This is a genomic window from Methylobacterium bullatum (genome assembly GCF_014845095.1).
Classification (GTDB): domain Bacteria; phylum Pseudomonadota; class Alphaproteobacteria; order Rhizobiales; family Beijerinckiaceae; genus Methylobacterium; species Methylobacterium bullatum.
In genome coordinates this window covers 1-11568 of the sequence record NZ_NKUG01000009.1, presented here as the reverse complement: position 1 = coordinate 11568, position 11568 = coordinate 1, and the positions used below count along the sequence as shown (strand labels likewise).

The following is an 11568-nucleotide window of genomic DNA, read 5'->3' as shown; positions in this document are numbered from 1 at the left end:
CCCCCACCTCCAACTCCTCCCCACAAGGGGGAGGAGAGCCCCGCATCGCCTGGACCGCTAATGAATCGGCGCGTCGTGCTTATGGAACGCCTGGAGGCGGCGGTATACCGGCGTGTCGTAATTCTGCGGCGTCTCGTCCTCGCCGGTGAGCCAGCGGAACAGGTCGCGGTCGGGCACTTCGATCAGGGCCTCGAAGGTGGTCAGCTCCTCATCGCTCAGCGTACCGATCTCCGCATCGGCGAAACGGCCCATGATCAGGTCCATCTCGCGCATGCCGCGATGCCAGGCGCGGAAGAGGGTGCGGCGGCGGCGCGGATCGAGATCCGCGCTGGTGCGGGTGGTTCCAGACATGGGGTCAGCCTGTGATGCTGCGATCCTGGGATCCCCGGATCGGTGGAGTGGTCGGATCGCACGAGGTTCAGCGCAGGCCTTTTCAGCGCAGCCCTCGCGCAAGCGTGACGATTGCGCCCACGATGACGATGGTCTGGAATCCGATAGCCGACAGGACCCATTTGAGAATGTCGTATTTCGACTCCGCGATCTCGGTCTTGAGGTCGGATTTCGTCACCAACGTCGACAGATCGGTTTCCCGCGTCTCGCGAAGGACGCCGGTCACGGCCTCCGCCTGGTCGTCCGAGAACCCGGCGGCTTTCAGCTTCCGGGCGATGGCGAGAGTATCGAGGGCGATCGTGGCCATGGTGCGTGCGCCGGAATTCCATGCCGCAATGTCCACAACGGGACCGGCTTCCCAAATATGGCCGATCCCGACAGAGTTGCAACGCCGCCGGACCATATCGTCACGCGCGGCGGCAGCGGCAAAGAGATCGTTGCCCGGCTCGGTCCCCGCATTCTATGCCGGTCTCATGCTCTCTCCTCCGGACATGACGGATACGCGAGGTCCGGCACTGTCATCCCGCCTTCGGGTGTCTTCCGTCCCGCATCCAGACGAGGGATGGTCGCTTCGCCCATGACAGACGAACCCCGCTCGACGAACCTGCGCCCCAGCATCCTCGATCCGCTCTTCGCCCAGGCCCGGACCCTCCCCGGCGTCGGGCCGAAGATGGCGCCGCTGATCGAGCGGCTCCTCGGCACGCCCGAGCAGCCCGCGCGGATCGTCGATCTCCTGTTCCACCTGCCCCAGGGCGGGGTGGCGCGCACGATGATGGGCTCCATCGCCGAGGCGCCGCCGGGCGAGCCCGTGACGCTGGGTGTCACGGTCACCGGCTATCGCCCGCCCCAGGCCGGGACGGGGCGGCGCCCGTTCCGGGTCCTGGTGGAGGACGGCACCGGCGACATCACCCTCGTCTTCTTCGGCATGCCGCAGGCCCGCGTGGAGAAGATGCTGCCGCTCGGCGCCCATCGCTACATTTCCGGCCGGATCGACCTGTGGGACGGGCACCGGCAGATGGTGCATCCGTCGCGGATCGTGGACGAGGCGGGGCTCGCCGCCCTGCCCGCCGTCGAGCTCGTCTACGGCGCCACCGAGGGCCTGACCTCGCGGGCGATCTCGAAACTGGCGCATTCCGCCCTCGACCGGCTGCCGACCCTCCCTGAATGGCAGGATCCGGCCTGGCTCGCGCGGGAGGGGCTGCCGGGCTTCGCCGACGCGCTCAGGGCCGAGCATCGGCCCGAGGCCGCGCCGCCGGCACCGGCGAGCGACGGCATCACGCCCCGCACCCCGGCGCGGCGGCGGCTCGCCTATGACGAACTCCTCGCCTCGCAGCTGGCCCTGGCCCTGATGCGCGCCCGCAACCGCCGCGCGCCCGGCCGGGCCAATGCCGGGGACGGGCACCTCAAGGACCGGATCGAAGCCGCCCTGCCCTTCGCGCTCACCGGCGCCCAGGCCCGGGCCGTCGAGGAGATCCGCGCCGACCTCGCCTCCGACCGGCGCATGCTGCGCCTGCTCCAGGGCGATGTCGGCTCGGGGAAGACGGCGGTGGCGCTGCTGGCCATGGCCTCGGCTGTGGAGGTCGGCCGGCAGGCGGCGCTGATGGCGCCCACCGAGATCCTGGCGCGCCAGCATTTCGAGCGCCTGACGGGGCTGGTCGGTTCGGTGCGTCTGCGCCTCCTCACAGGGCGCGACAAGGTTTCGGAGCGCCGAGCGACGCTCGCCGACCTCGCCGATGGCCATATCGATATCGTGGTCGGCACCCATGCCCTGTTCCAGGACAGCGTGATCTTCAAGGATCTCGGCGTCGCCGTGGTGGACGAGCAGCATCGGTTCGGCGTCCATCAGCGCCTCGCGCTCGGCGCCAAGGGGGCGGCGGTGGACATTCTGGTGATGACCGCGACGCCGATCCCCCGCACCCTGGCGCTGACCTGCTTCGGCGACATGGACGTCTCGGTCCTGGACGAGAAGCCGGCCGGCCGCCAAGCCATCGCCACGCGCCTCGTCTCCATCGACCGGCTCGACGAGGTGGTGATGGGGCTCGGCCGGGCGCTTGCCGCCGGGGACAGGGTCTACTGGATCTGCCCGCTGGTGGCGGAATCCGAATATGTCGACCTCGCCGCCGCCGAGGACCGCTTCGCCGACCTGCGGCAGGAATTCGGTGACGCCGTCGGGCTGATCCACGGCAAGATGCCGGGGCCGGACAAGGATGCCGCCATGGAGCGGTTCGCCGCCGGCGAGACGAAGATCCTGGTCTCCACCACGGTGGTGGAGGTGGGCGTCGACGTGCCGGAGGCGACGATCATGGTGATCGAGCATGCCGAGCGCTTCGGTCTCGCGCAATTGCACCAGCTGCGCGGTCGGGTCGGGCGCGGGGCCAAGGCTTCGACCTGCCTGCTGCTCTATCGCGGGCCGCTGGGACAGGTCTCCCGTGCCCGCCTCGAAATGATGCGCGAGACCGAGGACGGCTTCCGCATCGCCGAGGAGGATCTGCGCCTGCGCGGCGAGGGGGAGGTGCTGGGCACCCGGCAATCGGGCGCGGCTGCCTTCCGCCTCGCGAATCTGGAGAGCGATGCCAGCCTGCTGGAAGTGGCCCGTGACGATGCCAGGCTCATCGTCGAGCGCGATCCCGGCCTCAGATCCGAGCGTGGCAGAGCACTCCGGGTGCTGCTCTACCTGTTCGAACGGGACGCGGCGATTCGGTTGCTCGGAGCCGGCTGAGCCGATTCGCCGGCTGAACGAGCCCCGCGCCAAACCTGAACGCATCGCCACAAAAGCGACGAATCGACCCCCGATGACGTCTGCGCAGTTCAGCTTCACGAACCATGGCACCGCAGCCGCGGAACGCCGGAAATCCCTTATCTTTCAAAGGGTAGGCTGACTTCCGGACCTCTTTCCCCGAGCCGTTGTGCGGTGCCGCACGGACTTCCTGAACTTGAAATGAACGTATTCTCCCCTTAACTGAACATGAACGAACAGCCCGCCAGACTGGGCTGCCACACAGAATTCAGGAGGATGGATATGTCTGCCGGACTGTTCCAAAACCTACCGGGTGCCCATGAAATGGGGAGCGTCCACGCCCTTCCGAGCGAGCCTTGGCTGCTTCCGATCTCGGATGGCAAGGAGCCCGCGCTGAAGACGACGGACGATGTCCTCCTCGCGGTCCGTCAATCCGCCCGCCCCTTCCAGATCGCGGCGAATGCCCTGATGGTCCTACTCTTGGTGGCTGTCACCGCCCAGATCGCCATGGGCTGGGGTGGTTCCACGATGGCCCCGCACGCCAACAGCCATGTCGCCGATGCCTCGCCGCCGACGCTGCCCATCGAGAAGGCCTCGATGACGGTCCACAACTAGGCGCGTTCGAGCAGGGCTCCCGAAAGGCGGATTCGCTGTTCGGGAGATGTGCGTCGGGTCGACGTCCCTGCCCAAAGACTTGCACCGGCAACCCTGCATGGGCGAGCGTTTCACTCCGTGCTAACGAGCTTCTCCTGGCGACGGGACGAGGCTTCGAGCGCCGCCTCCGGCCCGGTGGCCTGCCCGTTCTGAGCCGCACGGATCGACGCCGCCATGGCCTGCAGCCTGACCTGCGGGTCCTCCGGCTGGATGACCCCCGCCGACATGACCAGCTTGGCCGCGTCGTCGATGCTCATGGGCACTTCGATGATGTCCGCCCGCGGCAAGTAGAAGAAGAACCCCGTCGTGGGGTTGGGCGCACAGGGCAGGAACACGCCCACATGGTCGTTCTCCTCGCCGAGCGCCGTCTGCACGTCGGGGCCGGCCGGGGCCGAGACGAACACCACCGACCACGTTCCCTTCACCGGGAATTCGACCAGGCCGACGGTGCGGAACGACGTGCCGTTGGCCGAGAACAGCGTCTCGAAGATCTGCCGCAGACCCTTGTAGAGGCCCGAGATCACCGGGGTGCGCGCGAGCAGCACCTCTCCGAACTCCACCACGCTGCGGCCGACGAGATTGGCGGTGAGGAAGCCGAGCAGCGTCACGGCGATGAAAGCGATGACGAGGCCGATGCCCGGAATCGAGAAGGGCAGGTAATGGTCCGGCAGGTAGCTCGCCGGCACCAGGGGCTTCACCCAGCCGTCGATGAGGCTGATGAACCACCACGTGATGTAGATCGTGATCGCCAGCGGCCCGGCGACGATGATGCCGGTAAGGAAGTAGGTCCGCAGGCGGCTCTTCTTGCTCACCCGAGGCGGCGGCCGTGCTCCGGCGGGGTCTGGTTCCGGCAACGGGGTGAGCGTTTCGCGCACGGGCGGCCTGTCTCGTGGGAGGCCGATCGTCAGCCTGCATGACAAGGGTTAGCGGGTCGGGCGTGTCACCTCAAGCGCGAGGAAGCGCCCCTGCCCCGGATGATCCGAGGCCGAGGATCACGGCTTGGTCTCGCCGAGCGCCGCCTCTGCCGCCAGCGCCCTCTCCTTCCACGCATCCCGCTCCGCCAGGGCCTCCTTGAGGGCGAGTTCGGCGCGCTGAGCCCGCACGGCGCTGGCCGAGGCCAGGGCTTGGGCCCGTTCGCGGGCGCGGGTCTCGCCGGCCATCTGGACCTTGAGGTCGCGCGGCGTTGCCATGGTCGTGTCCGTTCTCGTCGGGGAGGGAAGTGGCAGGATGCCCCGCCGACGCTGCTTGTGCCAGATCCATGACGTGACGCGAAGGCGCGGAAGGCCTGTGCCGGCAACCCGTCGTCCCGGGGCCGCGTCGCGGAGCCCGGGATCCAGAAACGCAGGAGGTTCAGAACCTTACCCCGCCGTCAGCGGCATGTCATAGGCGGTCGCCCAGCCCCGTCCGGGGGCTGGGTGTCCTCAGGGCGACGGATGCGGGTCGTTGGCCAGCCGGATCGGTTCGCCGTGCGGGGTCGCGGCAGCGGCGCGCAGGAAGGCGTCGCTGCGGGCCTGGACGCTCGCGGAATCGGTGACGCCGCGTTCGGCGAGCAGGGCTTCCAGGGTCGCGAGCCAGCGTCCGTAATCGGCCGCCGCTTCCGGCTTCCCCTCCGGCCGGATGGTGCGCCCGAGGGCGCGCGCCCATTCCTCCTGCGTGAACAGGCCCCGCTCCTGCAGGGCGACCACCAGGGCGAAGACCTGCGCCTCCCAGGGTTCCGCGAACGGTCCCGGATCGTCGGGCCGGCACATGGCGGTCATTGTGGCGTCCCCGGCAGGAGATATCCCTCGAAGGCGGCCACGGTGACGCGCCCGCCCGGGTCGGCGCTCGCCCCCCACAACTCAGTGGCCTCGAACCCCACTGTGTAGAGCCATTGCGGCGGGGCATCCCGGCGCTCCGCGCTGGCATCGGGCAGGACGAAGGCGCCGTGGATCCGCTCGATGACGCCACGCCGGCCCCGGACGTAACGGGGTAGGCGGGTGTGGCCAATGGGGTGGTCGTTGCGGGTCAAGACGGGGTCGCGTACCGCATATAGAGCCGGCGCATCCGGCGGCCGGTCGCTGGGGAATCCCGCAGAAAAGCGGGGCGGGATCTCCTCCGCGCGCAGCACGCGTTTGACCGGGCTCGCCGGCCCGGCGCTGGCGCCCGCAGCGATTTCTTCTTGCGTGGCAAGGCCATGCGCGACGATCTGCGCTTCGAGGGCAGCGAGCCAGATCTCGTAATAGCTCGCCGACAGGTACTCCGCCGGGGGCAGCGATTCCCGCGCGGCGCGGCTGCCGTCCAGGGTCCAGGTACCGGTATAGCCCACCGCCAGAGCCAGGGCGAAGACACGCCGTTCCCATTCCGAATGAAAAACCGGCTCGTTCGCCTCCGGCATGACGGTGCCGAATCCGTGGGCGCCGCCGAGATCCTGCGCGCCGTTCATTGGGCCGTCTCCGGGGTGAGCGGCTGCCCGGTGCCGATCATGGAATCGCGCGTGACCAGGGCGGCGAGCTCGGCCTCGCTCAGGGATTCGGTGCCGGCGGGGCGGAGGGGCAGGACCATGAAACGGGTCTCGGCGGTGGAATCCCACACGGTGATGCGGGTCGCCTCGGGAAGGGTGAGACCGAACTCGGCGAGGACCCCGCGCGGGTCGAGGACGGCGCGGGCGCGGTAGGGCGGCGCCTTGTACCAGACCGGCGGCAGGCCGAGCACCGGCCAGGGATAGCAGGAACACAGGGTGCAGACGACGAGGTTGTGGCTGTCGGCCGTGTTCTCGACCACCACCATATGCTCGCCGCCGCGTCCCCCAATGCCGAGTTCCGCGATGGCCGGCGTCCCGTCGGCGAGGAGCCGTTCGCGATAGGCCGGATCGGTCCAGGCGCGGGCGACGACACGGGCGCCGTTATGGGGGCCGATGCGGGTCTCGTACATCTCGACCAGCGCGTCGAGGGCGTCGGCCTGGACGTAGCCTTTCTCCAGAAGCAGCGATTCCAGCGCCCTCACCCGCGCCTCGATGGGGGTGAGGCTGCTGCCATGCGCGTGGTCCGGGTGGTCGTGGTGATGGTCGTGATCGTGCGCCATGGCGTCTCGTCCTGTGCCCGGAACGGCTTTCAAGTCGGTCGTCCGGCCCGAAGGCCGGCAAGCACGGGTCGCGCCGGGCCGTGTGCGAGCGCCAGTCTGCTACCCGAGAGGCACCGTGTCGACACCACCTCGCAGAGCCTCAGCGCACGGCCTCGATGGCCTCCTGGGCATCGCGGTGATCCTCGGCGGTGGCCTCGGGCTTCTCCTGCCGGACGGGGGCCTGCGGCGCGGCGCAGAGGCTGACCGTGATCGGGAAATGGTCCGATCCGACGCCGGGCAGCCGTTCCATGTGGCCGAGCAGGAAGTGCTCGCTGAAGAAGACATGGTCGAGGGGCCAGCGCATCACCGGCCATTGCGCGTGGAAGGTCGCGAACAGGCCGCGGCCCCGGCGCGGATCGAGCAAGCCGCTGATACTCTGGAACAATTGAGTCGTGCGGGACCAGGCCACGTCGTTGAGGTCGCCGGCGACGATGGTGGGACCCGGCGCTTCCGCGACTTCGCGGGCGACGATCACCAGCTCGGCGTCGCGCGGCGCGCTGCTATGGCCGGGATGCGGGGGGCGCGGATGCAGGCCATGGAGCCTCACCGTCTCCCCGTCCGGCAGCACCACCTGCGTGCGCAGCGACGGCACGTCGTCCTGAAGCAGGAAGCGGATTTCGGGGCCGCGCAGGGGCAGGCGGGAATAGAACAGCAGGCCGTAGGTGTTGTCCTGTGGCTGCTCGACCCGGTTCGGGTAGAGCGCGCGCAACGGAGCCATGGCCTCCTGCCAGCCGGAATCGGTCTCCAGCAGCAGGACGAGATCGGGCGAGCGACGCGTGACGAGATCGAGGGCCGCGCCGTAATTCCTGTTCGTCTGCAGGACGTTGAGCACCACGAGGCTGAGCCGGTCTCCCGGCTCGCAGGCCGTGGCCGCCTTCGCCTGGGTGGCGGCGAGCGGCGTGAAGGGCAGGATGTAGCGGACCTGCATGACCAAAGCCGCCGCCATGGCGAGGGCGAGGACGAGGGAGGTCGTGTCCCTGGAGACCAGAAGGAGGCCGGAAAGGCAGGCCGCCAGCGCCACCGCGATCTGGAGCCGGGGGAAGTCCAGGCTGCGGACGAAGCCGAGATTGGTCTCGATCAGGGGCAGCGCCGTCGCTGCCACGAGCAGACCGGCGATGCCCTGCAGGGCGAGCGTGAGATACGTCAAACCTGGTCTCCGCCGCCGTGCGCCCGTCAGGGAGCCGCCCAACCGGGCCATTCAAGGGGCCATGCCGCGTCGTCTCGCGCGACCGCCACGCGGCCCCGTATGACCGCCATGCGACCCCCGCTTCGACCGCCACGCGACCCCGTTTCGAGGCGCGCCTGACAATCGACGGATTCCGGTGGCGGTTCCGGCCTATTCGACCGTCACGGATTTGGCGAGGTTGCGCGGCTGGTCCACGTCTTTGCCCATGAAAACGGCCGTGTGGTAGGCGATGAGCTGGATCGGCACGGCGTAGACGATGGGAGACACGACCGGGTCGAGGTCGGGCATGGTCACCGTCGCCATGGTGTCGAGGCCGGCGGCCGCCGCGCCCTTGGCGTCGCCGATGAGAATGATGCGCCCGCCGCGCGCGGCCACCTCCTGCATGTTCGACACCGTTTTCTCGAAGATCGCGTCGTGCGGCGCGATGACGATGACCGGCACGCTCTCGTCGATGAGAGCGATGGGGCCGTGCTTGAGCTCGCCGGCGGCGTAGCCCTCGGCATGGATGTAGCTGATCTCCTTCAGCTTCAGCGCGCCTTCCAGGGCCATCGGGTAGCTGGTGCCGCGGCCGAGATAGAGCACGTCGCGGGCCTTCGAGACCTCACGGGCGAGGAGCTCGATTTCGCCTTCCAGCTTGGTCGCGTCCGCCATCAGGCCCGGCACGGTGATGAGCGCGTCGACGAGTTCGCGCTCGCGCTCGGCGCTCAGGGTGCCCCGCGCCCGGCCCGCCGCGATGGCGAGGCACAGCAGCACCGTGAGCTGGCAGGAGAAGGCCTTGGTGGAGGCCACGCCGATCTCGGGGCCGGCGAGCGTCGGCACCACGGCCGAGGCCTCGCGGGCGATGGTGGAGGTCGGCACGTTGACGACCGCCAGGGTGTGCTGGCCCTGGCTCTTGGCGTAGCGCAGGGAGGCCAGGGTGTCGGCGGTCTCGCCCGATTGCGAGATGACGAGGGTCAGGCCGGCCGTGTCGAGGGGCGGCTCGCGGTACCGCGCCTCGGACGCGACGTCGATCTCCACCGGCAGCCGCGCCAGGGATTCGAACCAGTATTTCGCCACCAGCCCTGCATAATAGGCGGTGCCGCAGGCGGTGATCGAGAGCCGCGAGAGGTCCTTGAAATCGAACGGCAGCGCCTCGGGCAGGGCGACCCGGCCGTTGGCGAGATCGACGTAATGGGCCAGCGTGCGGCCCACCACCTCGGGCTGCTCGTGGATTTCCTTGGCCATGAAGTGGCGGTGGTTGCCCTTCTCCACCCGGTAGGCCTGGGCGACGATGCGCTGGCGCTGGCGCGAGACCGGGTTGCCGTCGATGTCGCGGATCGCGGCGCCCTCGCGGGTCAGCACCGCCCAGTCGCCCTCCTCCAGATAGGTGATCTCCTCGGTGAAGGGCGCCAGCGCCAGGGCGTCCGAGCCGAGATAGGTCTCGCCCTCGCCGAAGCCGATGGCCAGGGGCGCCCCGTGGCGGGCGCCGATGAGGAGATCGTCGTAGCCGGTGAAGATGAAGCCCAGCGCGAACGCGCCGCGCAGGCGCGGCAGGGCGGCGGCCACGGCCTCCACCGGGCCCAGCCCCTTGTCCATCTCGGCGCTGACGAGCTGGGCCACGACCTCCGTGTCGGTCTCGCTCTCGAAGCGCACGCCACTGGCCTGCAGCTCGGCCTTCAGCTCGCGAAAGTTCTCGATGATGCCGTTATGGACCACCGCCAGCCGCGCCGTGGCATGCGGGTGGGCATTGGTCTCGTTGGGGCGGCCATGGGTGGCCCAGCGGGTATGGCCGATGCCGATGGCGCCGGGCAGCGGCTCGTCGCGCAGCCTGAGTTCGAGGTTGGAGAGCTTGCCCTCGGCACGGCGGCGATCCAGCCGGCCATGGGCCAGGGTGGCGACGCCGGCCGAATCGTAGCCGCGATATTCGAGGCGGCGCAGGGCTTCGACCACCTGTCCCGCCACCGCCTCATGCCCGACGATGCCAACGATTCCGCACATGGTCGCTTCTCTCACACGAGGGGCCGGGCCGGAATGGCGGAAGCGGGACAGGCTTCCGACGTCTCCGACCGGGATATTGGCGGTGGCCCACGCAAGGAGCGGCCCAAGCCTTCTGGAAGGGCCTTGTACCGGATCGGAACACGATCCGGCCAGGGCTCCTGCCGTCATGCCATATCCGAGGTCGAATTTGGCTCAACGCCTACATTCACACTTGTTAGCAAAATACTGAAGAGACTAGTTTTTCTTGGATCGAGACGCCTTCATCGCCTGCAGTGCCGCCCGCATCCCGCCGGCCATGCCCTCGATGATGCGCTGGCGGCTGCGGGCGATGGCGAGGGCATCGGCCGGCACCGAGGCGGTGATGACCGAGCCCGCGCCGACGATGGCGCCGGCCCCGACGCTCACGGGCGCCACCAGGGCGGTGTTCGAGCCGATGAAGGCCCCGGCCCCGATCTCGGTGCGGTGCTTGTTCACCCCGTCGTAATTGCAGGTGATGGTGCCGGCCCCGACATTGGCGCCCGGCCCGATCTCGGCATCGCCGAGATAGGTCAGGTGGTTGGCCTTGGCGCCCTCGCCGAGGCGGGCGTTCTTCATCTCGACGAAATTGCCGATGCGGGAGCCCGTCTCCAGCACCGCGCCGGGGCGAAGCCTCGCATAGGGGCCGATCTGGACGCCCTGTGCCAGGGTCGCGCCTTCGAGATGCGAGAAGGCATGGATCACGCACCGGTCGCCCACGGTCACTTTGGGGCCGAACACCACATGAGGTTCCACGAGAACGTCCCGGCCCAACACCGTGTCGACGCTCAGAAAAACCGTTTCCGGCGCCACCAGCGTGGCCCCTCCGATCTGCGCCGCGCGGCGCAGGCGCGCCTGGATCGTCGCTTCGGCGACGCTCAACTGGACCCGGTCGTTGACGCCCTGCGCCTCGGCCTCGTCCACGGGCACCACCGCCACGTCGAGCCCGTCCGCCACCGCGAGGGCGACCGCGTCCGGCAGGTAGTACTCGCCCGCCGCATTGGCGTTGCCGATCCGCGTCAGCAGGGCGAGGGCATGGGGGCCGGAGAGGGCCATGAGGCCGGCATTGCACAGGGTGACGGCGCGCTCCTCCGCGCTCGCATCCTTCTCCTCGCGGATGGCGAGCACGCGCCCGCCCTCCGTCAGCACCCGTCCGTAGCCGGTGGGAGTCTCCGACGTGAAGGCCAGCACCGCCACCGCAGCCCCGTCGGCCAAGGGCGCGCGCAGGCGGGCGAGGGTGGCCCCGGTGACGAGGGGGGTGTCGCCGAACGCGATCACCACGTCGTCGGAGCCCGCTTCCAGGGCTTCGCGGGCGGCGAGCACCGCATGGGCGGTTCCGAGGCGCTCCACCTGCGGATGGACCGAGGCGCCGGGCGCCGCGCGGGCGATCTCGGCGGCGACCGCCTCCTGGCCCGGCTCCACCACCACGGCGATGCGGTTCGCCCCCGCCTCGCTCGCGGCGGCGAGCACGTGGCCGAGCATGGTCCGCCCGGCCACCGCATGCAGGACC

At 69.5% G+C, this 11568-nt stretch carries 12 protein-coding genes; 2 read left to right on the top strand and 10 right to left on the bottom strand.

What is annotated here, in order from left to right; genetic code table 11:
- Nucleotides 1–57 precede the first annotated feature (57 nt).
- Complete coding sequence (locus tag MBTS_RS00865; RefSeq protein WP_018043709.1) at nucleotides 58–351, bottom strand: FAD assembly factor SdhE; 294 nt, start codon at nucleotides 349–351, stop codon at nucleotides 58–60.
- A gap of 82 nt (nucleotides 352–433) precedes the next feature.
- Complete coding sequence (locus MBTS_RS00860) at nucleotides 434–697, bottom strand: CCDC90 family protein (RefSeq protein WP_018043710.1); 264 nt, start codon at nucleotides 695–697, stop codon at nucleotides 434–436.
- Nucleotides 698–967: 270 nt separating this feature from the next.
- Between MBTS_RS00860 and recG the strand changes: the two genes are divergently transcribed.
- Both recG and MBTS_RS00850 read left to right on the top strand, forming a co-directional pair.
- On the top strand, nucleotides 968–3109 hold the full coding sequence (gene recG / locus MBTS_RS00855; RefSeq protein ID WP_238253884.1) for an ATP-dependent DNA helicase RecG: 2142 nt from the start codon (nucleotides 968–970) through the stop codon (nucleotides 3107–3109).
- A 300-nt stretch (nucleotides 3110–3409) separates the two neighbouring features.
- Nucleotides 3410–3742 (top strand): hypothetical protein, encoded by a 333-nt coding sequence (locus tag MBTS_RS00850; RefSeq protein WP_147833216.1) that lies wholly within the window; start codon nucleotides 3410–3412, stop codon nucleotides 3740–3742.
- A 110-nt stretch (nucleotides 3743–3852) separates the two neighbouring features.
- On the opposite strand, the gene MBTS_RS00845 is transcribed toward MBTS_RS00850, so the two are convergent.
- The 8 genes from MBTS_RS00845 to glmU form a co-directional block, all read right to left on the bottom strand.
- Nucleotides 3853–4656, bottom strand: a complete 804-nt coding sequence (locus MBTS_RS00845) for a DUF502 domain-containing protein (protein ID WP_187273494.1) — start codon at nucleotides 4654–4656, stop codon at nucleotides 3853–3855.
- Between the two features lie 117 nt (nucleotides 4657–4773).
- Entirely contained in the window at nucleotides 4774–4971 is a 198-nt protein-coding gene (locus MBTS_RS00840; RefSeq protein ID WP_018043714.1) for a hypothetical protein, read from the bottom strand.
- 231 nt (nucleotides 4972–5202) lie between these two features.
- Nucleotides 5203–5538, bottom strand: a complete 336-nt coding sequence (locus MBTS_RS00835) for a nitrile hydratase accessory protein (protein ID WP_082473330.1) — start codon at nucleotides 5536–5538, stop codon at nucleotides 5203–5205.
- On the bottom strand, nucleotides 5535–6203 hold the full coding sequence (gene nthB / locus MBTS_RS00830) for a nitrile hydratase subunit beta (RefSeq protein ID WP_147833215.1): 669 nt from the start codon (nucleotides 6201–6203) through the stop codon (nucleotides 5535–5537). Before nthB ends, MBTS_RS00835 begins: the two co-directional genes overlap by 4 nt.
- Nucleotides 6200–6841, bottom strand: a complete 642-nt coding sequence (gene nthA / locus MBTS_RS00825; protein WP_147833214.1) for a nitrile hydratase subunit alpha — start codon at nucleotides 6839–6841, stop codon at nucleotides 6200–6202. The genes nthB and nthA overlap by 4 nt, the downstream gene beginning before the upstream one ends.
- Before the next feature lie 139 nt (nucleotides 6842–6980).
- Nucleotides 6981–8027, bottom strand: coding sequence for an endonuclease/exonuclease/phosphatase family protein (locus MBTS_RS00820; protein WP_192214903.1), 1047 nt, complete (start codon nucleotides 8025–8027; stop codon nucleotides 6981–6983).
- Nucleotides 8028–8216: 189 nt separating this feature from the next.
- Entirely contained in the window at nucleotides 8217–10043 is a 1827-nt protein-coding gene (glmS, locus tag MBTS_RS00815) for a glutamine--fructose-6-phosphate transaminase (isomerizing) (protein ID WP_192214902.1), read from the bottom strand.
- A gap of 234 nt (nucleotides 10044–10277) precedes the next feature.
- Nucleotides 10278–11568, bottom strand: a 1291-nt coding sequence (gene glmU / locus MBTS_RS00810) for a bifunctional UDP-N-acetylglucosamine diphosphorylase/glucosamine-1-phosphate N-acetyltransferase GlmU (RefSeq protein WP_192214901.1), incomplete at its 5' end; no start/stop codon positions are given.

What these genes read in the sequence shown, in the direction of transcription:
- MBTS_RS00865 (WP_018043709.1), bottom strand. Translation starts at nt 351, where the DNA reads ATGTCTGGAACCACCCGCACCAGCGCGGATCTCGATCCGCGCCGCCGC.
- MBTS_RS00860 (WP_018043710.1), bottom strand. Translation starts at nt 697, where the DNA reads ATGGCCACGATCGCCCTCGATACTCTCGCCATCGCCCGGAAGCTGAAA.
- recG (WP_238253884.1), top strand. Translation starts at nt 968, where the DNA reads ATGACAGACGAACCCCGCTCGACGAACCTGCGCCCCAGCATCCTCGAT.
- MBTS_RS00850 (WP_147833216.1), top strand. Translation starts at nt 3,410, where the DNA reads ATGTCTGCCGGACTGTTCCAAAACCTACCGGGTGCCCATGAAATGGGG.
- MBTS_RS00840 (WP_018043714.1), bottom strand. Translation starts at nt 4,971, where the DNA reads ATGGCAACGCCGCGCGACCTCAAGGTCCAGATGGCCGGCGAGACCCGC.
- MBTS_RS00835 (WP_082473330.1), bottom strand. Translation starts at nt 5,538, where the DNA reads ATGACCGCCATGTGCCGGCCCGACGATCCGGGACCGTTCGCGGAACCC.
- nthB (WP_147833215.1), bottom strand. Translation starts at nt 6,203, where the DNA reads ATGAACGGCGCGCAGGATCTCGGCGGCGCCCACGGATTCGGCACCGTC.
- nthA (WP_147833214.1), bottom strand. Translation starts at nt 6,841, where the DNA reads ATGGCGCACGATCACGACCATCACCACGACCACCCGGACCACGCGCAT.
- glmS (WP_192214902.1), bottom strand. Translation starts at nt 10,043, where the DNA reads ATGTGCGGAATCGTTGGCATCGTCGGGCATGAGGCGGTGGCGGGACAG.